Origin of the sequence: Methanoculleus sediminis (assembly GCF_001017125.1) — an archaeon.
In the GTDB taxonomy this organism is placed as follows: Archaea; Halobacteriota; Methanomicrobia; order Methanomicrobiales; family Methanoculleaceae; genus Methanoculleus; species Methanoculleus sediminis.
Window position 1 is genome coordinate 182,769 of sequence record NZ_JXOJ01000008.1, and the last position, 25,801, is coordinate 208,569.

Below are 25,801 nucleotides of genomic sequence, written 5' to 3' on the forward strand. Positions count from 1 at the left end.
GGCTATGTTGAAAACCGATGATAGAAGTATAGTTGAGTGGAACAATGGCAATACGATACCTACTCGGAAACGAGGGCATCGCTCACGCATGCCTGGAGGCAAACATCGACTTTGCCAGCGGCTATCCCGGCACGCCGTCCTCCGAAGTGATCGACGTCCTCCGGGTGCAGAAGGAGCGGCCCTTCACCGTGGAGTGGTCCACGAACGAGAAGGTCGCCTTCGAGAACGCGCTCGCCGCCGCCTGGTGCGGGGTTCGCGCGCTCTGCACCATGAAGCACGTCGGGCTGAACGTGGCGGCCGATCCCCTGATGACGAGCGCATACACCGGGGTGACCGGCGGGTTCGTCATCCTCTCCGCCGACGACCCCTTCGCGCACAGCTCCCAGAACGAGCAGGATACCCGGCGCTACGCGCACTTCGCCCGGCTCCCCTGCCTCGACCCGGCATCGGTTCAGGAGGCGCACGACATGATACGGGACGCCTTCTCCCTCTCCGAGGAGTTCGGCCTGCCGGTGATCTTCCGCCCCACCACCCGGATCTGCCACTCGAAGGGCGACGTCGACCTCGGTGAGATCGGCACCGAGCACCGGGCTGCCGAGTTCCGGCGCGACCCGAAACAGTACGTGGTCATCCCCGCGCACACCCGGGTGCTGCATAAGGTCCTGAACGAGAAACAACCGGCGCTCAAGAAGCGGCTGGTCGAGCTCGGCTACAACCGCCACACCGTCCGGGGCAGGACCGCCGTCGTCGCGAGCGGTGTCGCCGCCGCCTACGTCCAGGAGGTGCTCGGCGACGACGTCTCGCTCGCGGTCGTCGGCGCCTACCCGATCGACGAGGAGTGGCTGGCGGACTTCGTCGACCGGCATGATAAGGTTCTCGTCGTCGAGGAACTCGACCCGGTCGTCGAGGAGGCGGTGCGCCAGGCGGCGACGAAGACCGAAGTATTCGGTAAGATAGACGGCACGGTCCCGTACGAAGGGGAGTTCACCCCGGCGACCGTCGCCGCCGCCCTCGAGAAGGCAGGCATGACACCCACGGTGGTCTTCCCGGCGGCCGCCCCGGTTCCGGGTGTGCCGCCCCGTCCGCCGATCCTCTGCGCAGGGTGCATGCACCGGCCGACGTTCTATGCCATGCGGAAGGTCTTCCGCGACGGCATCTTCCCGAGCGACATCGGGTGCTACACCCTCGGGCTCCAGCTCGGCGCGGTGGACACCACCATCTGCATGGGCGCCTCGATCACCGTCGGGAGCGGGATCGCCCGGTCTGGAGAGGAGCGCCCCGTGATCTCGACCATCGGCGACTCGACGTTCCTGCACACGGGCATACCGGGGCTCTTAAACGCCGTCTACAACGGCGCGGACATGGTCGTCGTCATCCTGGACAACCGGATCACCGCCATGACCGGCCACCAGCCGAACCCCAACACCGGAATGACCGCCACGGGCGAGGAAAGCACCCCGATATCGCTCGACGCGATCTGCCGGTCGTGCGGGGTCTCCTGGGTCGAGACGGTCGACCCCTACGACCTTCCCGTGCTCCTCGACACCTTCCGAAAGGCAAAGGAGCGCAGGGGCGTCCGCGTGATCATCGCGAAGCAGCCCTGCGTCATCACCGCACGGAAAAGCGGGATCAGGCGCAAGGCCTACACGGTCGACCTTGAGCGGTGCACGGGCTGCGGCGCCTGCCGGTCGTTCGGCTGCCCGGCGATCGCGTTCGTCGACAAGAACGCGACGATCACCGAACTCTGCGCCGGCTGCGGCGTCTGCGCGGACATCTGTCCGTCGGGCGCGATCGTCATGGAGGGACGGCGATGAAACCCTCGTTCGATATCCTGATCGTCGGTATCGGCGGCCAGGGAACCGTTCTCGCCTCGAACGTCCTCGGCGAGGCCTGCATCCTCGAGAACCGGACCGTCAGGAGCGCCGAGACCCACGGGATGGCGCAGCGCGGCGGGTCGGTGGAGAGCCACATCCGCATCGACGGGAAGCACGGTTCCCTGATCGTGCCGGGGACGGCCGATCTTCTCGTCGCCTTCGACCTCCTCGAGGCCCTCCGCTACCGGCATTACCTCCCGGCAGGAGGGAAACTGGTCGTGAACCGGAACCTGGTCGTCCCGACGTCGGTCTACCAGCAGGGCATCGACGTCCCCGACGAGGAGAGCATCCTCGCCGCGCTCGCCGACCTCGACGTCACCTGCATCGACGCCGCGGCCCTCGCAGAGGAGGCGGGGAGCATCCTCTCGCAGAACATCGTGATGCTCGGCGCAGCGTCGGGCGATATCCCCCTCCGGCCCGAGACCCTCGAAGAGGCGGTGCGGCGGTGCGTGCCGCCAAAGACCGTCGAGGTCAATACCGCGGCCTTCCGGCTCGGACGGGAGAAGGGCGCCGGCGCGCCCTGATCGGGAGGCTCCCGGGGTTTCCCCGCTCTCCCCATCACTACCGTCAACCGCATCCAGGCGTTTCATATGCCCCTTCGCGCCCTTCGCGGCTTCGCGTGAGACCCAATCCGGGTCTCAAAACCTTTGGCTCACGCGAAGATCGCGAAATAGCGGTATGAAATGTGTAAAAGTCCTGGAAGACATGAAGCACCTTTTGGCGCCCGCAACCTGTATTACCCATCCTGCCGAGCTGGTATGCCATGAGTGAGCGGGGTAGCGTTGAAGGGCCTTTAACGGTCGACGATGCCGGACGCGAGCGGCAGCTCGCGTTCTTCAAGAAGCCGGAGGTTCCGGACTACATCCAGAGTCTGGTCGAGTCCTACATCGGGAAGAAGACCGCCAAGTCCCGGGACGACCCGGTCGTGCTCGACCGGATGCGTAACGCTATCCTTGCCCAGAAGAGCCGGTACTGGAAGGAGAAACGGGTGAGTTACCGGAAGGCCTACCAGGTTCTCGGCTACCTGGCTTACCACGCGCCTGTCTACCTGGTGCAGTTCGAGCACATCCTCTGGCAGGTCATCAATCAGGGGCTCGCGAAACCCCGCATGCGCATCCTCGATCTCGGCACCGGCCCTGGAATCGTGCCGCTCGCCGTCATCGACCTTCTCGGACGGATAGGGAGCGGCTCCGCAGAGGTCTACGCCGTCGAGCAATCGGAGGAGCACCTCGAGGCCTACAACGCCCTCGTCCCGGCCGCCGCCGCGGCGCAGGGGAGCAGGGTGCAGGTGCATAAGCCCATCCGCGCCGACATCGGGGCGCTCGAAGCCGGGGACCTGCCCGACCGGATAGACCTCATGGTCTTCTCGAACGTCTTGAACGAACTCCGCCACCTCGATACCGACCGGCGCGCCGACCTCGTCGCGGGTCTTGCCGAACGGCTCGCCCCCGACGGGACGATCGTCGTCGTGGAGCCCGCCGATCTCGCGAACTCCACCGCCATGCGGCAGACCGTGCGGGCGATCGCGGATCGCGGCCTTACCGTCTACAGCCCCTGCTCGTTCATCCGGGGAACCGCCTGCAACCCCGCCCGGTGCTGGGCGTTCGAGCAGAAGGGCGACATCCGGCCGACCCGGCTGATGGAGCGTCTTGCAGCGGGGAAAGACGGCTACCGGTTCATGAACGTCGATATCAAATATTCGTCGGCGCTCCTGCGCAAAGACACGAAGACACAGCACGCCTACCGCGTCCCGCCGGGGGCGAAGTTCGCTCCCCTCTCCCACCTCCGCCGGCACCTTGATCGGAAGATCAACGTCGTCGCCGCGCTGATGTCGGGGAATCTCGGTGATAACCGGACAAAGGTCTACAAGATCTGTGACGGGACGCCGGCAGGCCCCACCTACGCCGTCGTCCCGGCGACCCTTCGCGGCACGAACCGCGACGCGCTCGAAGGCCTCCCCTACGGCGAGATCGTCCGGCTCTATGAGGTTCTCGTCCGGTTCAACCGCGACCACGGCGCATACAACCTGGTCGTCCTGCCGGGGACGCGGATCGAGCCGATCGGGTGTCCGGGGGGAGAGGAGAGCGAAACAAGGAGCACCTAGGCTCCCGGAGAGGCTCCTACCCCGCCAGATTACAGGGTTTTGTAGGTCAATCCAGTAAGAGGGAGAACTGCGTGCCCTGCTACAACTCCCATGCACGGATTTCGAGGGGATATCGCAACCGGGGGAAGGGGCTGACGGGGAGGGGGGAGACCCCCCTCCCCTGTCCCCACCCCCCGTGGCGATACTCCCACGGTCCACTGTATGGGGCTTTGCTCACGCCCCGCAGGCAGTGCTCCCACAGCAAGCACCCCGATCCCCACAGATCAATACAATTACCGACAACGTCCCCTGCCGGGGTGCAGAAGAAAGCGCGCCCCACAAACCCCAAAAAAAGATACTACGCCCCGCCACCACCGGCACCGAACGGACAGGCGCCCCTGAGCGCGTAGAGCAGCCCCCCGTAGCCGAGACTGACTGCGATCACCTGGACGATCGCCCCGAGCAGCGGGATGAAGATGAGGATCTGCAGGATCACGAACCCCAGAACGAAGATCCACGAACGCCCCGGACTCCATCCCGCCCGGGAAGCAATGGCGTCCCCGAGGGCGTATGCGACGAAGAGCGACGAGAGCATCAGGGCGACGATGAAGAGCATTCCTGCGACGAGCGCGATGGGGAGGCCGACGATCGTGATCGCGATGATGACGAGGATGATCGCCGATACGATGATTGCGACGAACCCGAGGACCGTCAGGAGAACCGGACTCTTCTCGACCTGTCCGACCACCGCCGCAAACAGGTCGGGGAACGCCCGGATGAGGAGGAGCCCGAGGATAAGGAATCCGATGGCGAAGAGCACCGAGACCAGGTCGGGCAGCAGTCCGGGCTCCGACGGCTCCTCGAACGTCACGTTCCCGGCCGTGCCGGGATTGTTGAAGGTCTCGCCCGATACCGTCAGGTTGCGGAGAACCGATCCCGCGTTGGTGACCTCCCCCGCCGAGATGAATGCGTCGCGCTCTATGACGGCATTTTCCCCGATTCTGACCGTGCCTCCGGTGATGAGGGCGTTCGTCGCGTTCCCGTTCAGTTCGATCTCGCCCCCGGCGGCAAGCACCTTTCCGCCGACATCGCCGTTGACGATCAGGGTGCCTCCCGCGGCGATGACGTCGCCGGCGACCGGCGCATCCACCGTCACCATGCCCCCGGCGACCGTCAGGCTGTCTACGGGGGCGTTGACGGTCACGGACCCGCCCGAGGCGACCACGTCGTCGGGGATGGGGGTGTCGATCACCTGCTGATCCCCGCCGAGGAAGGTGAGTGCCTGAACTCCGGACGGGATGAGCAGCAGACCGAGAATCAGCACTGCCAGATGCTTCATATACCAGAGATAGATCGCTCCCCTCAAAAACCTTCGTGCGAAAGGGACGGTGATACCGGAGCGGCGGTGCTCACGGCCGGCATGCACGCCGATCCGTCCGCCATCCGGAAGAATTACGCCCCGGAACCGTTCCGGCTACACCAGATCGCCGAGGCGGCGCTTGAGTTCGGCGATCGCCTCGTCCTTTCCGGGGACTTCCGATTCCTGGACGGAACGGATGTTCTCCTCGATCGACGTGGCCACCCACTCCTTCGGGACGCCGGACGCCGCGAAGAGTTCCTGCCACTCCCCGGAGCCGAACGGGATGACCCTGACCAGTTTGCCGAGGATGTTCCAGTCAACGACTTTGTACTCCTCTCCGGTACTGGTATCCGCCACCTGCACTGACCGGTCGTCGTTGCACCTGACGACCCGGGCGTGGATGACGTAGACGCTCACCTCGTCTTTGTCGGTGAAGGTGACCTGGACGACGTCGTCCGGCTGCGGGCTCTCGGGCACCATGTAGAGGGCGATGTCGCCGGGATACATCAGCTCCGGCTCGTACCGGTCTGCAATGCCGATGTAGCCGGTATCGGAGACGTAGAGCCGGAGGTACTCCTGGTAGAACTTCCGGACGATCCAGTAGACCGCTCCCGGATGCGTCTCCGCCAGTTTCAGAAGGAGGTTGTGGATGGCGCTCGGAATGCTCTCCGGCCGATCCAGCACCTGGCGAGCCAGATTCTCGTACGCTTCCACAACCCCGGCCTCTTTCTGCGTTGCCTCTGCCATACTAACAAACCCCGGTGCATAATACCGGTAGTAGGATAAAAGTGTTCCTCCGTGTTTTTCCGGCACGCCGCCCGGATCGACGCAGGTTCCCGGCATCGTACCGGTTCCCGGAGAAGCGAAACCGCCGGCACCGCCATCGAATACGCGAGAAGAGAAAAGAACTATAACGCTTATATTCGACCGTGACCATACAGTAAAGCAGAGGATATTGATATGGGTGGCATAAAGGATTCTACGTATCTTGATGTCCAGAAAGCACTCGCCCGGCGGTTCTCTCCCCAGGACGGGTGGCGGTTCGCATGGTCTCCCGCCGGCAGTGCGCAGCCGGAGGGCCTGGTCTCCCGCCGGGTCGCCGGCAGGACGGAGCGGGTGCTCGTGAACGTGAAGATGACTCCCAGTGTCCCGGTGAATGCCGTTGAGGCGCTCAGGGCAGCCGCAAGCGTCGGCAAAGCCGACAGGGCTGTTCTCGTCGTTCCCGGAGGGGCGGCCGTCCCGGAGGTTCCCGAGGGAGTCGACGTCCTGGAGATGGGCAACTGGCAGATCGTCGGCGGCCGCATCGCCTGGGCGAAGAACATCGAGCGGAGCGCGTTCCTCGAGGAGGAGCGTGCGAGAAGGGGTCTCGCGTAAGGCGGCCCTTCACAACACTTTTACAACGACGTTTGGGAGATCTTCCACCGAAAGGTGGGAACATTGCACTTTGGGATTTGAACCCCCATCTGCTCGTCCTGCCTCTGGCGATCCCGACATGTCGGGCAGAGCAAACGGCGCTCATATGATAGACGAGAGTTTACCCGCGATCCGCCGCCGGGAGCCGGACCCTCTTCCGCCATGCAGATCCTCCATCATTCGCGCGGCTCCCATTTCCGGCCGATAGCGGCTTTTTTCGGTGGAAACTCAATCCAACGGCCCCAAAGAGTCGATGCTTGTCACAGAAAAGGTATATACCGGAGCGTTGAGCTCTCCAGCGTGGATGTCGGAACAGGCATCTCACAGTGCGCGGGGGCCGCCCATCCCTGGTTGACGCCCCGGATGACGCACCCCGCGTGCCCGGAGGCATGACGATCTGAGCTTTCGAACTGTAAAAGCGTTGCGTCGTGCCTCTGTCTATCTACACGGAGGTGAAACGATGCAACCAAAAAAGATCGGGGGATTGCCCGTCGTTCTGGCAATCATCCTCGCAGGAATGATAACCGTGCCGGTGGCGAGCGCACAGAGTATCGAACAACCGTTCGATCTGCAGACCTACCGAGCGGAAGCACTCGAACATGTCTCCACGCGGGAGGGCATTCCCGTAGGAGAATTAACCATCATAAACGAAGCCTTTGCCACGTTCCCCCTTACAGGCCGGTCCCTTTGGGGGGCAAAGATACTGGACGAAAAGTCGTCCGCTATCTACGGGATTTATCTGGACGAAGAGGGCAAGGTTGCCGATATCGATGCCGTCAAGGAGGCTGAAGCGGCTGAGAAGAGCAAACGATACGGTAAACTGGACCCGGAACTTGCGGAGCGTGTCGCAACCATGCGATCCGATGAGAAGGTCGTCGTCTGGATCTGGCTAACGGAGCCCTCCACGGACCGGTCGCGGTTCCAGGGCAACCTGAGCGAGGAACAGCACCAGGAACTGCTGAGCCTACAGAGGGCCACGTATGCCGCCCACGAAGCGCCGGTGATCGACTTCCTGAAGACACAGGACTCGACCGTAGTCTATGCCTGTCAGTACGCCCCGGTGGTCTTCGCGGAGGTCTCCAGGGAGACGATCCAGGACCTGAGCAAGCGATCGGACGTCGTATCGCTGGACATCACCCGGAGTTACGAACCTGCGCTCAATAGTGCAGCGCCGACCGTGAAGGCAAATGTTGTCTGGGGGAGGGGGAAGACCGGCACCGGCATCAAGGTCGCGATTGTGGAAGTGCCTCTCGGTTCAGGTTCGGGGATACAGTTCTCAAACCCCTACCTGCTTGACGGGTCGTCGTACCGCCCCGATCTGCCCGTGAGTGGCCACGCAACACAGGTGGCCGGTATCGTTGCAAGTACCCACTCAACGTACAAGGGCATCTCCTACGGAGTACCGGCACTGCTCTCTGCAAATGCCCCCAGCGAGGACGATACCGATATTGTCGCTGCAACAGAGTGGGCGATAACGCAGGGCGCAAAGGTCATCAGTTGCAGTTTTGGGGGAGAGACTGGAAGCAGCCTCGGCGATATGGATCAGTACCTCGATCATGTCGTCTGGAGCAACCACCTGACCGTCGTTGTTGCTGCAGGTAACCCACCCAACAGTGGCAATGTATGGTGTCCGGGCCTTGCCTATAACGTCATTACTGTTGGTGCTTTTGATGATCGGGATTCATCAGCTTGGACAGGTGATACCATGTGGCAATACTCTGGCTATAACGATCCTGAATCGCCGCACGGTGATCGGGAGAAGCCGGAGGTGGTCGCCGTCGGGTGCGGGATAACATCCACCTCGACGGCCAGCCCCTGGCTCGTCAGTTGCGCCTCAGGAACAAGTCTCGCCGCACCGGCGGTATCCGGCGAGGCCGCCCTGTTGATGCACCGGCAGAGCCAGCTCACGTCCTGGCCGGAAGCCGTCAAGGCGGCCATCATGGCGGGAGCGGTCCACAACATCGAGGGTGCCAGCAGGTTGAGCGACCGCGACGGTGCAGGCGGGATCGACTGTTCGATCGCCGACGACACCATCGCGAACAACCGCTGGTGGGCGAACACCGTGACCTACGGCGACTTCCCGAAGACTTATGTCCTGAGCGGCATCCCCGCCGGGAAGAAGGTCCGGGTCGTTGCCGCGTGGGACTCGCATCCCCCGGATCTACATCCCCCTTACGGCACGATCAACGACCCGCTGCAATCCGATTTTGACCTGATCATCTACGATCCGAACGGCGAGCAGGTCGAAGTCTCGTCGTCCTACGACAACAACTACGAGATCGGCCAGTTCGAGACGGAAATGAGCGGGAACTATCAGGCGAGGGTTGTTAAATACCGGTTCGAAGGCGCATCCGAGCGTCTCGCGCTGGCTTACAGCATCAGCGACCCCTGAACCCACTTATTTTTGTATCATCAACAGAGGGACTGCAATGAAATTACGTATTTACTCATACATCGCAACGATAATCCTCGTCGTCCTTGCCAGCGCCGGGTGCCTGGGACCGGCTGATACTGCCGTAAATACCACCCCGGAACCGACACCGGAGCCCTGCGAGACATGCACCGTCCCCGAGGGCTTCTGCGGCCCGCCCGGGGTCTGCCCGGGGGAGCCAGTGAACGGCGTCTATGTCTTCACGGACAGGAACGTCTACCGGATCGGGGAGGTGGTGGAGTTCGGTATCGTCAACTGTGGCGATGAGCCGGTGGAATTCGGCAACCCGCGCCCATGGTGGATTGACAGATGGGTCACGAACGAATCAGGATGCATGCCGGGCAATTGCACCGGCGGCACGTGGGAGCCCGTCGGCAATGCGGGATGTGCTCCGACCGTGGTGTGCTTCCTCGACCCCGGAGAAAACTGGACGGTGCGTTGGGATACTTCAGGGGCGAACCGAAGTGAGACCCTATACATGGTGGCGGACAACCTCACTCCCGGGACACACTGCATCTGGTACGAAGGCGGCTACGCCAAGGAGTTCGAGTTCGTATGAAGCAGGAAAAGCAGGCAACGCCGGCCCCCGGCGTCCCCTTGAGTTCCGAGCCTGCACACGGTTTACATGCCTAATCCCCATGAGGTGTAAGGATGTGCATGCAACCGGAGAAACCACAATGAAACCACAAATTCACCCCTGCATCGCAACGATAGCTCTCATCGCTATCCTCGCGACCGCCGGGTGCCTGGGACCGGCCGATACCGCCGTAAACGCCACCCCGGAACCCACACAGGAGCCCTGCGAGACCTGCACCGTCCCCGAAGGATTCTGCGGCCCGCCCGCGGTCTGCCCGGGGGAGCCGGTGAACGGCGTCTACGCCTTCACAGACAGAAACGTCTACCATATCGGGGAGGTGGTGGAGTTCGGTATCGTCAACTGCGGCGATGAACGCATAATGTTTGCTCACCCATCTCCGTGGCAGGTTGAAAGATGGATCACAAACGCACCCAGAGGCACACCGGACAACGATACCGACGGTACGTGGGAGATGGTCGGCCATGTTGCAGGATTTGTTCAAACAATGGCATGGCCTCTTCATCCCGGAGAGACGGAGACGACGCGGTGGAATACTACAGACTGGAATACTCCAGAGTGGGGGAGAGAGGTACGGCCGATGAACGACAACGTCACCCTCACCCCCGGGACATACCGGATACGGTACCCCTGGATCGGGATATCCCGGGGGGACCGGATACATTACGTAGAGGGCAACCTCAACTTCACCAAGGAGTTCGCATTCGTATGATGGCGTTGAGCAGGCGGCCCCGTGCCAGCGCGCAGCCCGGTGGGTCCCGTTCACCAGGAGGGGTAAGGATGTGCACGCAACCGGAGAAACCACAATGAAGTCACGTATTCCCCCATGCATCGCGGCGATAGCCCTCATCGCCCTCCTCGCAACCGGCCGGGTGCCTGGGACTGACCGATACCGCCGTAAACGTCACGCCAGAACCGACACCGGAACCCTGCGAGACCTGCACCGTACCCGAGGGATTTGCGGCCCGTCCGGGGTCTGCCCGGGGGAGCCGGTGAACGATGTCTACGTCTTCACGGACAGGAACGTCTATCATATCGGGGATGTGGTGGAGTTCGGCATCGTCAACTGCGGCGATGAACAGGTGGAATTCAGCAACCCGTCCCCGTGGCGGATCGATAAGTGGGTCACGAACGCATCCGGGGGCACGCCGGGGAACAATATAGGCACATGGGAGATCATCGGCGATGCCGGGTGTACTCCATGTGCAAGGTGCTACCTCAATCCGGGACAAAACTGGACGCTCTATCGAACCTCAGCTCAGGAAAGGGCAGCCGGAGATCTCAAATACAGCTGGACGGAGGAACGGGTGCGATGGAACACTACAGACTGGTGGGATACTGCGGAGGCGAGCGGAAGTCCTGTACACCCATATGAGATTCGGATTCACGACGACCCCCTTACCCCCGGAAAGTACCGGATATGGTACGGGCGCAACCTCGCCAAGGAGTTCGAACTTGTATAAGGGGGAAGAAGCAGAGTAACTCCGGGCCACGGGACCAGGGTTTTCACGCCGTTTTCCGTGCGTAGAGAGAGCCGGCACGAACCGGCGGTGCAGAACCCCGGTCGACCGGGCCGTGCTATCGCCGGTTCGGGGAAGGTCACATCCCGAAATCAAAGAGCGTCGTCCGCGAGGGGTCGACGTCGTGCCAGTCCCACCCGAGCGGCTCGATGATCCGTGAGATAGGGCCTTTGAGCGTCTTCTCGAGCATCGTCTCCCAGTCGACGACGAACTCCGGCGGCACCTGATCGGCGTACTCGAAGCAGACCACGTCCGTCCGTGGGAACCTCGCCGTGACGTTCTTGATGTAGACCCGTTTGGGCTTGCTGCCACGCTTGAAGTCGGTCCCGAGATGCTCGTTCGAGTACTTGGCGCCCCGGATGTGGGCGTCGTCGTTCTCGTAACTATCGAGGCTCTTCCCGATACCGCCCGGAATGCCGGCCTCGTCGAGCGAGTACTCCCCCCGGCGGTACTTTCGGATGACGTCGCGGAGATACGCCTGCACGTCGCTGAACGCGTCCCCGCGAAGGATCATCTCGATGACGGCGCGCTGCACCTCCCGCGTGATCTGCGGGGAGTCGCTCCGCCGGATCTCGAAGCCGACGACGTCCACCTCGTCGACGTCCTTGCCCTCCTTCCAGACCAGGTGCCCCGCGTAGCGCTTCTTCTTGCCTGCCTGGAAGAAGCGGCGGTAGACCTTCTCGAACTTGATGGAGAAGTAATGCGTATCGGCGTTCAGTTCGGTCTTCGCGAAGTCGCCGTAGCTCGCGTTCAGTTTCGCCTCGATATCCCTCGCACGTGCGATCGTCGCCTCGAGGTCGCCCGGGGGAACCTGCACCATACAGGAGTCGGTGTCGCCGTAGAGGACGGTGTAGCCGAGGTTGGTGATGATATCGCGGGTGTGCCTGATGATCGCCCGGCCGACCGACGTGACGGCAGACCCGATCTCGCGGTCGTAGAGCCTGAACCGGGTGTAGCCCGAGACCCCGTAGTAGGAGTTCATGATCACCTTCAGGACGTTCTGCTGGAGGTCGTAGAGGACGTACTCCGGCGACCCGAAGGGGTAAAGGTTTCGGAGGCGCTTGCGCTCGTCCCGCTCCTCGAGGAGTTCCGCGATGATGCTCCTCGTCAACCCGTCCGGCTCCCGGGAGAACCGGATGCCGTTCGGCGCCCGCAGTTCGCCGTCCGGGTTCTTCGTCTCGGGCGAGGCGTTGATCGTCATCATCGCCATCGGGTAGAGCGATTTCAGGTCGAGAACCACCACGTTCTCCCGGAGGCCGGTCGCGGGCTCAAAGACGGTCGCTCCCTCGAACTCGTCGCCGGCGGCGAGCCCTTTTGATGGGAGGACGAACGTGCCCGACGCCTTCCGCAGGACGTAGATGTCGATGACGTTCGAGGAGTTCAGCGTCCGGTCGAGCGGGCATCCGACGTACCGGGCAATCTCCCGGTAGAACTCGATGATGTTGTTCTTTTGATCGATCCCGACGCAGAGCTCGACGTCGCGGTAGTTGTACTCCACGAGCCGCTTCGGATCCGACCGCCAGAGTCCGGTGATCGTCCCGGTGTAGCGGACCTTCGTCACCCCGAGTTCCTCTTCGGCGATTGCATCGAGCCGGTAGGACTCCTTCTGCGCCTGGTGCATCTTCCGGTAGGCGCCGAGGAGATCGAAGATCGAGCGACCCCGGACGGCGTTCCGCTCGGTCTGTCCGGGGATACGGGCGAGGTCTTCGGCCCTGAGGCCGAGCGCCGCCATCCGCTTCACGATGTAGGGGATATCGAAATCCACGAAGTTCCAGCCCGAGAGGATATCCGGGTCGCGCTCCCCGATGTAGGCGGCGAGCCCCTTGAGCATCGAGACCTCGTCGGGGTACCGGACGACCCGGTGCCGCTCGCCGACAGAGAGGCCGGGCACGTCGCCCGCCGCCCCGCCGGGCTGCCAGAGGAGCGTCGTGTAGTCGTCGTCGAACGAGTCCCAGCAGGTGACGCAGATGATCGGGTCGCGTTCGGGCTCGGGAAACCCCTGCTCGTCCACGCACTCGATGTCCATGATGCAGGTGCGGGCCGGAGCCTTGATCTCGGCCGGCGCGAGTTCGCGGTAGTCCACCGTGGATACACCGGCAGGAAGGTCCATCCCGGCGGAGAGGCCGCAGTCGATCATGAACCGGGTGGCGAACGGGATATCGGCTTCGAAGTGCAGGAATCGGTCACGGACCTCGCGGACGTCGCCGGGACGCCGGGTGTAGAGCCGCCGGAGCGGCTCTCCGCGGATGGAGCGGTAGGTCGTGTCCGGCTCAAGTTCGACCCCCTGCGGGAGGGGCGCCGTCTCCACCTGCCCGGCGGGCGCGTAGAAGTAGGGGCGAAAGCCGGTCACGTCGATCCGGACCGCCTTCCCCGAGGCGTCCCGGCCGAAGACGTGGATGACCGGGATCTCGAACCCGACCCCGGTGCTGTACTCCACCTGGTGGATGCCGATCCGGGCTTTCCCGAACTCCTCCAGCGTTGCCGGAACGCTCATCCCGGGTACCCGGTCAGCCATCGAACCTCCTCGAGAGGTCTCTGACGAACGCTCCCGCCTCCGCCATCTTCGCGGACTCCCAGGGATCGAGTTCCCACTCCTCGATACCGATGACGCCCTCGCGGCCGATCCGGGCGGGGACGCCGAGGGAGCAGCCGGAGAGACCGTATTCGCCGTCGAGAACGCACGAGCAGGGGAGCACCTCGCGCCGGTCTTCGAGGATCGCACGGATCAGCATGGCGATGTGGTATGCGGGTCCGAAGACCGTCCCTCCTTTGCCGCGGATCACCTCCATGCTCGCCCCCCGCATCCGGGAGAGGATTGCTTCCCGCTCTCTGGTATCGACGTCGCTGCCGGTCTTTGAGAAGACCGGCACCTGGCGGTCGCCGTGCTCCCCGAGCACCCAGGCCGGCCCGCCGATCCCCGCCTCGCGAAGGAAACCGGCAAACCGTGCGCTGTCGAGCTGGCCGCCGAAACCGATGCACCGCTGCCGGTCGACGCCCATCATCTTCCAGAGGCCGTAGTTGTTCGCGTCCATCGGGTTCGTGACGGAGACGACGACACCGGGGAACCCCTGCAGGAGCTCGCTGCACCGCTTCGCCACCGGGATATTGGCCTCGAGGAGGTCGGCCCGGGTCCTGATATCCGGTGTCCTCGGGGTGCCCGCCGCAAAGACGAATATATCGGCATCCCGCATCGCCGCCGTTTCGGTGGAGACCGCGACGTCGATACCCGTGTGCTGCAGGTCGAGCACCTGCGCCCGGAGGAGGGGCTCGTATACGTCGTAGACGACGATCTCGTCTACGAGACCGAGCGCGGCGGAGAGGAACGCCGTCTCGCCCCCCACCTTTCCGACGCCCAAGATTGCAAGCGAGGTCATAGTATCGGTCCTGATCAGAGTAATGATATAGGTTTATGCGCGCAAAGAGGCTCCCGACTGCACGGAGAATAACGATCCGGCGGGGAAAAGAGCCTTCTTACCGCCTCCCGTGCCGGTACCCGGGCTCCGGAGAGCGGAGTACATACCTTCCTGTCAGTACACTTGGCGCGAGAGTATAATAATACCCTGCTCCCACCTTTTTTCAATGGTTGCGCTTTATCCAGGCCCCGTCGAGGTCGGCGGCATCCGGTTGAGGAACCACCTCCTGCTCGCGGCCGGCATCCTCGGTACCACCGGGGCGTCGCTCGCCCGTATCCTCGCGAACGGTGCAGGCGGCGTGGTCACGAAATCCATCGGCCCGAGCCCGAAAGAAGGGCACCCCGGCCCCTGCCTGGTCGTGGTCGACGGCGGCATCATCAATGCGATGGGCCTCCCGAACCCCTCGGCCGCGTTTGTGGACGAACTGGCCTCTCTCGCGGGCGAGCCGGTGATCGTGAGCATCTTCGGGGGGACGCCGGAAGAGTTCCGGACGGTCGCCGGGTGGTTCGCCGGGAAGGCCTCCGGGCTCGAACTGAACCTCTCCTGCCCCCATGCAGAAGGCTACGGGGCGGCCATCGGGAGCGACCCGGCCCTCGTGCAGGAGTGCACCCGGGCGGTGGCCTCCCTCGGGGTTCCGACCTGGGTGAAACTCACCCCGAATGTCGCCGATATCGCCGAGATCGGGGCGGCAGCGGAGCGCGGCGGGGCGGACGCGATCGTCGCGGTCAACACCGTGAAAGCGATGCGAATCTCGACGGCGCTCCGGCGGCCGGTGCTCGGGAACCGGTTCGGCGGGCTCTCGGGGAAGGCCATCTTCCCCGTCGCCGTCCGGTGCGTCTACGACCTCTACGAGGCATGCTCCATCCCCATTGTCGGGTGCGGCGGGGTCTCCACCGCCGACAACGTCGTCGAGATGATGATGGCCGGAGCAAGCGCCGTCGAGATCGGGAGCGCGGTCATCGACGATATCGGCATCTTTGCAGCGATTGCAGACGACCTCTATAGCCTCGACGGCATCGACGCGGGCGAGATCGTGGGGTGCGCCCATGCATGAGCAGATGCCTGCAGGGGTTACGATAACGGAGATCGTCGAGGAGACGCCGTCGATCAGGACGTTCGTCTTCGACCGCGAGATTGAAGCGCGGCCGGGCCAGTTCGTGATGGTCTGGGTGCCGGGCGTGGACGAGGTCCCGATGGCCCTCTCTTCTCCGTTCTCGATCACCGTCCAGAAGGTCGGGGACGCGACCGCCGCGCTCTTTGCGATGCACGAGGGCGACCGGATCGGTGTCAGGGGCCCTTACGGGAACGGGTTTGCCGTCTCCGGCAGAACGCTTGCCGTCGGCGGCGGTGTCGGTGCCTCCCCGCTCCTGCCGCTCGTCACGGCCGGGCTGGTGGACACCTTCCTCCTCGGCGCCAGGACGGCCTCCGAACTCCTCTTCGAGAACAGGATACGCGGCGCGGCGACGCTGATGGTCGCGACCGACGACGGCACCGCCGGCCACCACGGGTTCGTGACGGAGCTCGTCTCGAGAGTCGATCTCGCCGACTTCGACCACATCTGCGTCTGCGGCCCCGAGATCATGATGACGGCGGTGCTCGCCGTTCTCGACCGTGAAGGATGTGCCGAGCGGGGACTCTTCTCCCTCCACCGCTACATGAAGTGCGGTGTAGGCCTCTGCGGCTCGTGCTGCACCGACCCGCACGGCTTGCGGGTCTGCAGGGACGGCCCCGTCTTCTCCGGTGACGTCCTGCTCGATAGCGAGTTCGGGCATTACGCGCGCGACGCGAGCGGGAGCAGGCGCCGCATCTAGTGCGCCCATCCTGCAGAAAAGAGTGGATCAGGCCAGGAAGTTTTCCTGGGGTTCAAAGAGAAGGGAGATGATGTTCTCCACCCACCCGTACACCCTTGAGGTTATCGGGACTTCTTCCCGGGCATCGGCGCTTACTCCCGCCATACCCGTACTGGTGTTCCCGGGTTCCGGAGGAACGGTCACGCCGACCGTCACGTTGGCCGACGGTTCGGTCTCGTTGATCGCAGCCTCCGGCGGATTCCAGGTCTCGATCAGGTCAGGATCGTTTGTGAAGAGACGGATCGACCGATCGCCCTCGCCGCCCCCGACGACGAGGAACGAACCTTCGGGGGTCACGGCAACGGATTCCGCACGGCCCTTGAGGGCGATCTTCTGGACCTCGGCTCCCGTGCGGTCGAGAACGTGGATCGTCTTGCCGGATGCAGCGAAGATCCTGTCAGCCTCGTTCGTCAGAGCCGTCGAGACGACGGCATCCCCCACGGGATATTTCCAGAGGTGCTCGCCCTCCCCCGTGGAGAGATAGAGGCACCGGTCGACCGAACCGGCCGCCACGAACCGTCCGTCGGGGGTGAGGTCAATCCCCCTCACCAGTTTGCCGGTTCCGTAACTCCAGGACTCTCCTTCCCTGCTGTTGAGGAGGTAGACCCCCTGGTTATCGCAGCCGATCGCGATCCTGCGGCCGTTCTCCGATATCGCGAGATCGTAGCTGTCGGTCCCCATATCGTAGTCCCAGAGCTGCTTCTTGTTCCGGTCGAAGATGTAGACCGCACCGTTGTCACAGCCGGCGGCGACATACATCCCGTTCGAGGAGAGATCCACGGAACGGTAGACGAACGTCGTCTTCTCGGTCCAGAGCAGGCCCCCTTCCCCGTCATAGAGATAGAGTTTGTCCGCAGCAACCCCTATTCGCGACCCTTCCGGCGATATTCCGACGCTGTTCACACGTCCGCCGACAGAGGCCTTCCAGAGGACGTTTCCCTGCTGGTCGAGAACGTACACCACGGAGTCTGCAGAGGCGACGATCGTAGAACCGTCGTGCGTGACCGCCACGGAACTGACAGGACCGTTGGCCCCCAATCCCCAGACCGGAACATACTCCCCCTCGTCCGCGGAAACAACCCCGCACAGGGCAGCGATAAGGCAGCAGCACAGCAGGAGCACCGTCCTGACACGCCCGGAATTTGCTATCCGGGAATACGCCCGGGCCCTGAAGGTAGAACTGGATGAAGTCACTTCCCCCGATGACATCAGGCCCTGATCCACAGATATAATATATATATCTTTCGGGCAACGTTCCGCACCCGGGTTCCGGGACGGTTCTCCGGCTCCTGCCCGACCCCAATCAGAGGCGGCCGGAGGCTGCCGCGGTTTCGGGAATACCGGTAGAACATTCTGAGGATTCGGAAGGGGCGGAGCCGGAGAACCCGCCTGCCGGGTCGCGAGGAAAGGATGGTTCACGACCGGAATGCTCGCAGGGACGGCAGGCGGGGTGGTCCCCCGTCCGCTTACGGGTCGTCGGTATCGCGTTCTGCCGCGGGATCGATCGACTCCAGGTCTTCGAGATTGTTGATATTCGTGAACGTCAGGAGACCCGGATCGATCTCGCGGATCTTCTCCATGCGGACGTACCGGGTATCGAGGCTCCAGATCATCGCCCGGAGCGAGAGCGACTCGTGCTCCTCCAGGTAGCCGAGCAGCGCGCTCCTCCGGTAGACTGCATGGAGCGGCTCGAGCATCTCGGCGTTCCAGCATGGTATGGCGGCATCGTAGCCGACGGCGGCATCGAAGAGCAGCCGGACCACCCCCGGGTGGATGCAGGGCATGTCGCAGGCGGCAACGAAGACGTACTCGCCGTGCACCGCGAGCGCCCCCGCGTGCAGGCCGCCGATGGGACCGAGACCTTTCCGGACGTCCGATATGCACCTGATATCCCCGAGATGGCCGAACCGCTCGCACTGCCCGGGATCCCGCGCGACGACCACGATCTCATCGACCGACTCCTTGAGGGTGTCGATGAGGCGGTCGATGAAGGTCTTGCCCCGGAACGTAAAGAAGTACTTCTCCCGCCCGCCGGCACGCCGTGCCGCTCCTCCGACAAGGACTATCGCAGATCGCATGCTCCTCTCTCCCGGCCGTCAGAGCCGCTCCCGGAAGCGGATCAGTTCGGCGATGCAGGTGTTGTAAGGCGCACCGACGCCGTGTTTTTCGGCGAGCGCCGCTACCGCACCGTTCATGAAGTCGATCTCGGTCTTCCTCCCGCCGGCGATGTCCTGGAGCATCGACGAGTGGTGGGCGGCCGTCGCGGGGAGCTGGGTCGTCCGGAGATACTCGAGGTACGCCTCCGCCGTCTCCCAGGGGAGAGGGACGCCTTCGACTTTTGCCACCCGGTAAGCCTCCTCCACAATCGCGGCGACGACCGCCCATGCATGCGGATCGACGAGCGCGCCGTAGGGAACGTTCATGAGGGCGCCGAGCGGGTTTAACGCGCAGTTGTAGAGGGTCTTGCCCCAGATATCCGTCCGGATACTATCGGTCGCCTCCGCCCGGATACCGGCATCCCGGATGAGGGCGGCGAGGTCTTCTACCGCGTCGTCCGTGCCGGACGGGAACCGCCCGATCTTCATGGGCGCCGCCTCCACGGAGACGTGGACCGACGCATCGCCCCGCCACTCGAACCCGGTGATGATCATGGCGCCGACGACCCGGTCGGTGAACCGCGCGATGATCTCCTCGTTCCCGATGCCGTTCTGGAGGCTTATCACCTCGCGTCCCCCGATGGCGTCGGCGAACTGGCGGCAGATCGCCTCCGTATCGGTGGACTTTGCGGCGACGATGTAGTAGTCGGCGTCCCGCCACGCACCGGGGAGGTCCTCGGAGCAACTGAACCGGTATGTGCCCTCTCCCCATATGCCGGTCATCAGAAAGCCCCGTTCCCGTACCGCATCTGCGTGCCGCGTCCTCGCTACGGCGTGAACGTCCGCAATGCGGGACAACTTTGCGGCAACGGTCAGCCCGACCGCCCCGGCACCCAGGACCACGATCTTCATTTCGGTACTAGTATGGCGGAGTTACCTGTTAACTCCTCGCTTTTCCGGCGTGCAGACATCTCCCCGGCGTTCCATGCCAAGCAGGATCTCTTTGATCGCAAGATCGGGGGAGAACCCGCCCATGCCGGTCTTCGCGACGACCCGGTGGCAGGGCACCACGATCGGGGTCGGGTTTCGGGCCATCGCCGCCCCGACCGCCCGGGGCGCGGTTCCGACCATCCGGGCAACCTCCCCGTAGGTGAGGGTCTCCCCGCAGGGGATTGACCGGACGACACGATAGATCCTGGCAAAGGTCGAGTCGCCCTCGGTCGCGACGCTTCGGAGGGAGGAGAGGTCCGCCGGCCGCCCGGCACAGTAGCGCAGGATCTCTTCCGGAACCGATCCGGCGATGCCCTCACGTGCGAAACGCACCCGGTAGACGAGGTCGTCCTGCCATGCGACGTGGACGTGCCACAGCCCGAACCGGCACGACCCGGTCAGGATCGCCATTTTTCAGCCTCCTTTTTGAAAACATCTACGGTGCATGCCGTCATCTCCTCCTGCATCCACGGCGGCAGCCCCGCATGAACCCGCCGTTCCAGGAACCTCTTCTCCCCGAGGACGAGCATGCCCCTGTCTTCGGGCGTCCGGAGCACCCGGCCGAGCGCCTGCAGGGCGCGGTTGACCGCCGGGAGGGTGTAGCTGATGAACTCCCCCTCCTCGCCGAACTTCATCCGGAAGTAGTCGATCACCATCCTCCTGACGCGGTTGAACGGCGCGAGCGGGAGGCCGATGACGAGCGCTCCTGCAAGCATCTCGCCGCGGTAATCCAGACCCTCGCTCCACTTGCCGCCGCAGACCGCAAAGAGGATGCCCGAACGGCCGGTTCCCGGGAGGGCCATGAACTCCCGGAGCATCGTGGCCGAGGCTGCGGTGTCCTTGGACTCGATGTAGATCTGCTTCTTTCTGATGCGGGGTGCGCAACGCTCCGCGAATGTGTTCAGGAGGTCATAGGAGGGGAAGTAGACCGCGAGGTTCCCCGGAAGGCGGGCGAACGTGGTGATGTAGTCCTCGGTCCGTGCGAGGTTCTCTCTGTCCCGGCGCATCGAGTAGGCGGTGGTGATGTCGGTTGCGCAGAAGATGCGGCGGTTCTGTGGGGGGAAGGAGTTCGGGAGCGACATCGTCGTGACGGGAAGGTCGCCGAAGTAGTAGCGGCGGTAACTCTCGATGGGGGAGAGCGTCCCGGATATCAGGACGCAACAGGCGTGCGCCCGGGCGATCTCCTGGAGCTTGGTGCTCGGGTCGATGTTTCGGACCTCGAGCGCCACGGCCCCGTCGTCCTCTTTGCGGTAGACCGTGAGGTACGCCGGGTCGGCGGCGGAGCGGAAGATCCGGTAGAAGAACTCGGTCAGCCGCTCGATCGCGCTCTCCCGGAACTCGCCCGCCTGCATGTTCTTCTCGCGGATCCCCTCGCTGATCTTGAGGAGGTCGTCCACGATCTCCTCCATGCTCCGGTAGAGCGTGCCGGAGAGGATCATCTTCTGAAAGACCGGGGGCTCGAAGAAGTCCTCCGTCTCGTAAGAGCCCTTGAGCGCCTCCATGAACCGGGTGATCTGCGGCAGGATCTGGACCACGGCGTCCGCCTGCGGCGATCGCCGGCGCCCGGAGAGTTCGTGCCCGGCCTGCACGATATCGCGCTCCTCGATCGTCACGCTCTCGATGCTCTGGACGACGTCCCCGCAGTTGTGCGCCTCGTCTATGAGCAGCAGGGCGTCGTGCCCCTCGATCCCGAGCGACTGGTAGAGTTGATCCCGGATCATATCGTCGAAGAGGTGGTAGAAGTTCACGAGCACCACGTCGGCGTCCCGGGCGGCATGCATCATCGTATCGTAGGGGCAGATGTCGCCGCAGAACCCGGCAAGCTGGTCGGGCCAGATGAGCTCGGTGCTCACCCGCTCGGCCCGGACGCGCAGGGCCGCCGACGGGATCATCTTCAATCCCCCGTCCTCGGGCTCCACGAACGATTTACCGTGGATGAAGTAGGGGCAGATGAGCGGGTGCTCCGGGTCCATCTTGCGGATCTGCTGCTTTATCTGGCGGTCGTTTGCCGGGACGAGCGAGCCCTTCTGCGCCCGTTCCCGCATCAGCGCCGTCGAGAAGGATTTGACGCCCTCGCACCGCCGGTAGATATCGCCTTCGCCGCCGAGCGGACACATGCTGGACTTGCCGATGAGGTAGGCGAACTTGAGGTCGCCGCGCTTCTTCCGGATGAGCTGGAGCTCGCGCATGAACGTCGCAAGCTGGCTGATGGTCCGGACGGCGACGAGCACTTTCCGTCCCCGGCTCTCCGCGAGGAGCGCGGAGACCACACTCGACTTGCCGCTCCCGGTCGGTGCATCGATCATGGCGATACCGCCGTCGCGTGCGATGGAGGCGGCCGCTTCGAGCATCTCCCGCTGATGTGGCCGGTACTCCAAGTACGGGAACCAGTCGTCGAGGCTATCCATTGCATACAGTTCGACGTCGTACGTCAATGTAGTTTGGGTGCCCGGGGCGAAAGTGAACGGTGGCGGTGCTGCCCGAACGGCGGAATGGAGGGAGAGCGCAGACCGGGAAGACTGTACGAAAGTATTATATATCAACCCGCTTACCGCTCACCGGTGAGACTGTATGTCACTCAAGGCTGAGGTCATCGATAAGATATCGGCTCTTCTCGCAGCTGCATTCGGCCTGATCGCCGCTCTTGCATGGAACGGAGCCATTCAGGAGCTTTTCGCAGTCATATTTGGAGATCAGAGCTCGCTCGTTGCAATGTTTGTGTATGCCATCGTCGTGACGATCATCGCGGTGATCGCGGTCATCCTGATCGGCCGCGCCGCAGCGAAGGCGAAGAGAGAGGACGAAATAGCGGCAACAAGAAGGTAAGACCCCGAAATCCCTTCATTTTCGGCAAATCCTCCCGACCCTGAACCTGCCGGATATCCTATGAGCCTGCATGACGACCGGGTGACGGGTGGAGCGACTCCCCGCTCACGGCCGGTCACCGTCACGGTCATCGACTACGATGAGTCCCGCCTCGATGAGCGGACGTACACGCTGCCGGAGATCCGGCTCCCGGCTCGCCGTCCGGCGGTCACCTGGGTCGACGTCGACGGCGTCCATGATACCGGGGTGATCCAGGCGGTCGGGGATGCCGTCGGGATTCACCCCCTGACCCTGGAGGACATCGCGAATACCCGCCAGCGGCCGAAGATCGAGGATTACGGCGATTACCTCTACGTTGCGGTCCGGATGATTGCTCCCGGCGACGGTGAGTTCCATAGCGAGCAGGTCAGCCTGGTGCTCGGGAGAGACTACGTCGTATCCTTCCAGGAACACCCGGGCGACGTCTTCGAGCGTATCCGGGAGCGGCTGCGTACGGGATCCGGACGGCTCCGACGCGTCGGGCCGGACCACCTCTTCCACGCCCTGCTGGACGCGATCGTCGACGGCTACTTCGCCGTGATCGAGGAACTCGGGGAGCGTATCGAGATCGTCGAGGAGGAGGTGGTGGCGGACCCCGACCGCGGGACGCTGCAGGCAATATATACCTTAAAACGATCCCTGATAGTGCTCCGGCGCTCTGTCTGGCCGCTCCGCGAAGCGGTTGCACAACTCGAGCGGGGCGAATCGCCCCTGATCGATGAAGCGACGCTCGTCTACTTCCGGGACGTCTACGACCACACCATAGAGGTCGCCGAGACGGTGGAGACCTACCGGGATATGATGTCCGGAACCCTCGACGTCTATCTCTCGAGCCAGAGCAGCCGGATGAACGAGATCATGAAGGTTCTCACCGTCATCGCCACCATCTTCATCCCGCTCACCTTCATCGCCGGGGTCTACGGCATGAACTTCGCGCATATGCCGGAGATCAGCCATCCCTGGGGTTATCCGGTCGCCCTCGCCTCGATGGCGGCCGTCGCGGCCGCGATGCTCCTCTACTTCAGGAAGCGAGGGTGGATCTGAACCGCGGCCGGCACCCCTACCCCATAAGCCCGGATACCATTATATCCCGTTGCGTCGAAGCCCGCGCCACTGAGCAGGCCGCGTGCGCCGGCGGCAGCAGGGCGAAGGGGTATGCAGGCGAGCCAACGGCACCCGGAGAGACGGAGACAGGCGACGCTGAGGACCGTCGCCGTCATCGTGATCTCCGGCACCGCCACGGCCCTGTTCCTGCTTGCAGCACTCCTCTACCCGGACATCTTCCTCGAACGCGTCTTCTACACGGCCCTCACGATCAGCCTTGTCTACCTCTTCTTCTTCATCGTCGAATCGCTCACCCTCCGGCGCATCAGGGACGAGCGGGAACGCTACTCGTTTCGCAAAACGGTATCCATCTTAAAGTTCGTCGTCGCCGGCGTCATCCTCCTCCGTGTCTGGATCGACACCAACTACATCTTCGTCGCCTACGGGATCGTCGGTGCCGGGATCGCCGTCGCGCTCCAGGATCTCTTCAAGAATTTCGTCGCCGGGATCCTGATCATCGTCTCCCGCACCTACCAGATCGGCGACCGGATCGAGATCAGCGAGACGATGGGCGACGTGATCGATATCGGAATCCTCACGACGAAGATCCTGGAGATCCACGCCCGCGACGTGAAGGGGGATCAGGCAACGGGCAGGATCGCCGTCGTTCCGAACGGCGACACCCTCTCATCGAGGGTCTTTAACTACACGATGGATCACACTTTCGTCTGGGACGAGATCACCATCCCCATCACCTATGGGTCGGACTGGCGGCGGGCGGTCTCCCTCTTCCTCGATATCGTTCGCCGGGAGACGGCGGCGACGGCCCGACGGGCCGAACGGGAGATCGAGAGGATTGGCGAGCGTTACTACCTGCCGGGAAGAGAGGTGGAGCCGTCCGTCTACCTGACCCTCACCGACAACTGGATCTCCTTCGACATACGCTACGTGACCGATGTCCGGAGAAAGCGGGCCACGAAAGACGACCTCTCCCGCAAACTCCTCGAGGCGGTCGAAGCGGCCGACGGTATCGCCATCGCGACCGAGAACATCATCGTCTACGACGGCGGACCGTTCGAAGACGCGTGATCGGCCCGACAGTGGTGTTTTATACCATGGGATGAATGCCCCCCTCCCCGAGAAGGTTTCTATGACTCCTGCCGGGCGGTTCGCCGGGTGATTTGCCGGAACCGGCAAGGTGTATCCGCCTCTTCCCGGGGGGCAGGCAGTCCGGAGGTGGTGATGCAACCGGAAAAAACCTGTGGGATACTCTCGATCCGGGTGATCGATTACACGGAGGATCGCCTCGAGGAGCACGAATGCATCGAACTCACCGAGGCATGGTCGTGGATCGGCCGGGAGACGGTCACCTGGATCGACGTCGTCGGGGTGCCGGAGCGCGACGAACTCGTGATCCTCGGCAGGCAGGCGGGGATCCACCCGCTCACGATGGGGGACATCACGGCCCCGGACCAGCGGCCGAAGGTGGAGGAGTTCGGGAGTTACGTCGCCGTCATCGCGAGGATGCTCTCGGAGAGAGACGGCAGGGTCGCAAGCGAGCAGGTCAGCCTGATCTTCGGGGAGAACTACGTCATAACGTTCCGCGAGCAGCCCTTCCAGGTCTTCGAACTGGTCCGGGAGCGGCTCCGGAACGAGCTGAGCGTCACCCGGGGATCGGGGCCGGATTTCCTCGCTTACACGCTCCTCGACGCCATCGTGAGCGTCTACCTCACCATCCTCGACGCGGTCGACGACCGGGTGGAAGACCTCCAGGGCAGGGTTCTGGCTTCCGCCGACCCGCTTGCCCTGAAGCAGATCTACGAACTCAAGGAAGACCTCCTGACCATCCGGAGAGCGGCCGTCCCGGCACGCGAGGTTCTCGGGGCGCTCGCGAGCCGGGAGTTGAGCCTTGTCCGGAAGGAGACGATCCCGTACTTCCGGGATATCTACGACCGGTGCATCCAGGCGGCAGAAGTTGCGGAGTATACCAGGGATACGCTCTCCGGCGTGATGGATCTCCATACCTCGAACCAGAACAACAGGCTCGCCGAGATCACGACGATCCTCACCATCGTCGCGAGCATCTTCATCCCCCTGAGTTTCATCACCGGGTTTTACGGGATGAATCTCAGGGACATACCGCTCGAAGACTCGCCGCTCGGGTATCCACTCGTCCTCCTCCTCATGGTAGGCGTCACCGTCGTGATGCTCCTCTACTTCAGGAAGAAGAAATGGATATGACGTCGAGCCCCGCGGCGCGGGGAGAG

General features: G+C 63.5%; 23 protein-coding genes. 14 read left to right on the plus strand and 9 right to left on the minus strand.

The annotated features are described in order from the left end of the window. The first annotated feature begins 44 nt into the window (after positions 1 to 44). The 3 genes from iorA (at position 45) to SZ63_RS12090 (ending at position 3,978) form a co-directional block, all read left to right on the plus strand. Complete coding sequence (iorA, locus tag SZ63_RS12080; RefSeq protein WP_048185734.1) at positions 45 to 1,814, plus strand: indolepyruvate ferredoxin oxidoreductase subunit alpha; 1,770 nt, start codon at positions 45 to 47, stop codon at positions 1,812 to 1,814. Then, a complete protein-coding gene (locus tag SZ63_RS12085) occupies positions 1,811 to 2,398 on the plus strand; it encodes an indolepyruvate oxidoreductase subunit beta (protein WP_048185735.1) in 588 nt (195 codons plus the stop codon). The genes iorA and SZ63_RS12085 overlap by 4 nt, the downstream gene beginning before the upstream one ends. A gap of 239 nt (positions 2,399 to 2,637) precedes the next feature. Next, a complete protein-coding gene (locus tag SZ63_RS12090; protein ID WP_048185737.1) occupies positions 2,638 to 3,978 on the plus strand; it encodes a small ribosomal subunit Rsm22 family protein in 1,341 nt (446 codons plus the stop codon). Positions 3,979 to 4,315: 337 nt separating this feature from the next. Here the strand turns inward: SZ63_RS12090 and SZ63_RS12095 are convergent, their stop codons facing one another. Both SZ63_RS12095 and SZ63_RS12100 read right to left on the minus strand, forming a co-directional pair. Continuing rightward, complete coding sequence (locus SZ63_RS12095; protein WP_048185885.1) at positions 4,316 to 5,296, minus strand: hypothetical protein; 981 nt, start codon at positions 5,294 to 5,296, stop codon at positions 4,316 to 4,318. A gap of 135 nt (positions 5,297 to 5,431) precedes the next feature. Then, positions 5,432 to 6,064, minus strand: a complete 633-nt coding sequence (locus SZ63_RS12100) for a hypothetical protein (protein ID WP_048185739.1) — start codon at positions 6,062 to 6,064, stop codon at positions 5,432 to 5,434. A gap of 213 nt (positions 6,065 to 6,277) precedes the next feature. On the opposite strand from SZ63_RS12100, the gene SZ63_RS12105 reads away from it, so the two are divergent. From SZ63_RS12105 to SZ63_RS12125, 5 genes are all read left to right on the plus strand, one after another. After that, positions 6,278 to 6,691, plus strand: coding sequence for a hypothetical protein (locus SZ63_RS12105; protein WP_048185742.1), 414 nt, complete (start codon positions 6,278 to 6,280; stop codon positions 6,689 to 6,691). Positions 6,692 to 7,190: 499 nt separating this feature from the next. After that, a complete protein-coding gene (locus SZ63_RS12110; protein ID WP_048185743.1) occupies positions 7,191 to 9,122 on the plus strand; it encodes a S8 family serine peptidase in 1,932 nt (643 codons plus the stop codon). A gap of 37 nt (positions 9,123 to 9,159) precedes the next feature. Next, the gene (locus tag SZ63_RS12115) at positions 9,160 to 9,720 is read left to right on the plus strand and encodes a hypothetical protein (protein WP_082122784.1); all 561 of its coding nucleotides are present in this window, start codon (positions 9,160 to 9,162) and stop codon (positions 9,718 to 9,720) included. A gap of 118 nt (positions 9,721 to 9,838) precedes the next feature. Beyond that, the gene (locus tag SZ63_RS12120; protein WP_048185748.1) at positions 9,839 to 10,468 is read left to right on the plus strand and encodes a hypothetical protein; all 630 of its coding nucleotides are present in this window, start codon (positions 9,839 to 9,841) and stop codon (positions 10,466 to 10,468) included. Positions 10,469 to 10,748: 280 nt separating this feature from the next. Beyond that, positions 10,749 to 11,219: a hypothetical protein gene (locus tag SZ63_RS12125; protein ID WP_241481347.1), complete on the plus strand. Its 471-nt coding sequence runs from the start codon at positions 10,749 to 10,751 to the stop codon at positions 11,217 to 11,219. 136 nt (positions 11,220 to 11,355) lie between these two features. Here the strand turns inward: SZ63_RS12125 and SZ63_RS12130 are convergent, their stop codons facing one another. Both SZ63_RS12130 and SZ63_RS12135 read right to left on the minus strand, forming a co-directional pair. Further along, positions 11,356 to 13,770: a DNA-directed DNA polymerase gene (locus SZ63_RS12130; RefSeq protein WP_048185752.1), complete on the minus strand. Its 2,415-nt coding sequence runs from the start codon at positions 13,768 to 13,770 to the stop codon at positions 11,356 to 11,358. Between the two features lie 13 nt (positions 13,771 to 13,783). Beyond that, on the minus strand, positions 13,784 to 14,650 hold the full coding sequence (locus SZ63_RS12135; protein ID WP_048185754.1) for a malate dehydrogenase: 867 nt from the start codon (positions 14,648 to 14,650) through the stop codon (positions 13,784 to 13,786). 205 nt (positions 14,651 to 14,855) lie between these two features. Here SZ63_RS12135 and SZ63_RS12140 point away from each other — a divergent pair, with 205 nt between their 5' ends. Next, positions 14,856 to 15,743, plus strand: coding sequence for a dihydroorotate dehydrogenase (locus SZ63_RS12140; RefSeq protein WP_048185756.1), 888 nt, complete (start codon positions 14,856 to 14,858; stop codon positions 15,741 to 15,743). After that, a complete protein-coding gene (locus SZ63_RS12145) occupies positions 15,736 to 16,500 on the plus strand; it encodes a dihydroorotate dehydrogenase electron transfer subunit (protein ID WP_048185757.1) in 765 nt (254 codons plus the stop codon). The genes SZ63_RS12140 and SZ63_RS12145 overlap by 8 nt, the downstream gene beginning before the upstream one ends. Before the next feature lie 27 nt (positions 16,501 to 16,527). Here SZ63_RS12145 and SZ63_RS12150 read toward each other — a convergent pair whose 3' ends face one another. The 5 genes from SZ63_RS12150 to SZ63_RS12170 form a co-directional block, all read right to left on the minus strand. Next, the gene (locus tag SZ63_RS12150; protein WP_048185759.1) at positions 16,528 to 17,748 is read right to left on the minus strand and encodes a WD40 repeat domain-containing protein; all 1,221 of its coding nucleotides are present in this window, start codon (positions 17,746 to 17,748) and stop codon (positions 16,528 to 16,530) included. A 257-nt stretch (positions 17,749 to 18,005) separates the two neighbouring features. Further along, on the minus strand, positions 18,006 to 18,617 hold the full coding sequence (gene mobA / locus SZ63_RS12155; RefSeq protein WP_048185764.1) for a molybdenum cofactor guanylyltransferase: 612 nt from the start codon (positions 18,615 to 18,617) through the stop codon (positions 18,006 to 18,008). 18 nt (positions 18,618 to 18,635) lie between these two features. Next, positions 18,636 to 19,547, minus strand: coding sequence for a ketopantoate reductase family protein (locus SZ63_RS12160; RefSeq protein ID WP_048185771.1), 912 nt, complete (start codon positions 19,545 to 19,547; stop codon positions 18,636 to 18,638). 21 nt (positions 19,548 to 19,568) lie between these two features. Beyond that, entirely contained in the window at positions 19,569 to 20,036 is a 468-nt protein-coding gene (locus SZ63_RS12165; protein WP_048185773.1) for a methylated-DNA--[protein]-cysteine S-methyltransferase, read from the minus strand. Then, positions 20,024 to 22,033, minus strand: coding sequence for an ATP-dependent DNA helicase (locus SZ63_RS12170; protein WP_048185776.1), 2,010 nt, complete (start codon positions 22,031 to 22,033; stop codon positions 20,024 to 20,026). The genes SZ63_RS12165 and SZ63_RS12170 overlap by 13 nt, the downstream gene beginning before the upstream one ends. A gap of 163 nt (positions 22,034 to 22,196) precedes the next feature. On the opposite strand from SZ63_RS12170, the gene SZ63_RS12175 reads away from it, so the two are divergent. The 4 genes from SZ63_RS12175 to corA (SZ63_RS12190) all read left to right on the plus strand — a co-directional run bounded on the left by SZ63_RS12175 (position 22,197) and on the right by corA (SZ63_RS12190) (position 25,775). Further along, on the plus strand, positions 22,197 to 22,451 hold the full coding sequence (locus SZ63_RS12175) for a DUF5654 family protein (RefSeq protein ID WP_048185778.1): 255 nt from the start codon (positions 22,197 to 22,199) through the stop codon (positions 22,449 to 22,451). A 60-nt stretch (positions 22,452 to 22,511) separates the two neighbouring features. Beyond that, positions 22,512 to 23,534 (plus strand): magnesium/cobalt transporter CorA, encoded by a 1,023-nt coding sequence (corA, locus tag SZ63_RS12180; RefSeq protein ID WP_048185780.1) that lies wholly within the window; start codon positions 22,512 to 22,514, stop codon positions 23,532 to 23,534. A gap of 111 nt (positions 23,535 to 23,645) precedes the next feature. After that, on the plus strand, positions 23,646 to 24,623 hold the full coding sequence (locus SZ63_RS12185) for a mechanosensitive ion channel family protein (protein WP_052959155.1): 978 nt from the start codon (positions 23,646 to 23,648) through the stop codon (positions 24,621 to 24,623). Between the two features lie 153 nt (positions 24,624 to 24,776). Continuing rightward, the gene (gene corA, locus SZ63_RS12190; RefSeq protein ID WP_048185782.1) at positions 24,777 to 25,775 is read left to right on the plus strand and encodes a magnesium/cobalt transporter CorA; all 999 of its coding nucleotides are present in this window, start codon (positions 24,777 to 24,779) and stop codon (positions 25,773 to 25,775) included. Positions 25,776 to 25,801 lie beyond the last annotated feature (26 nt).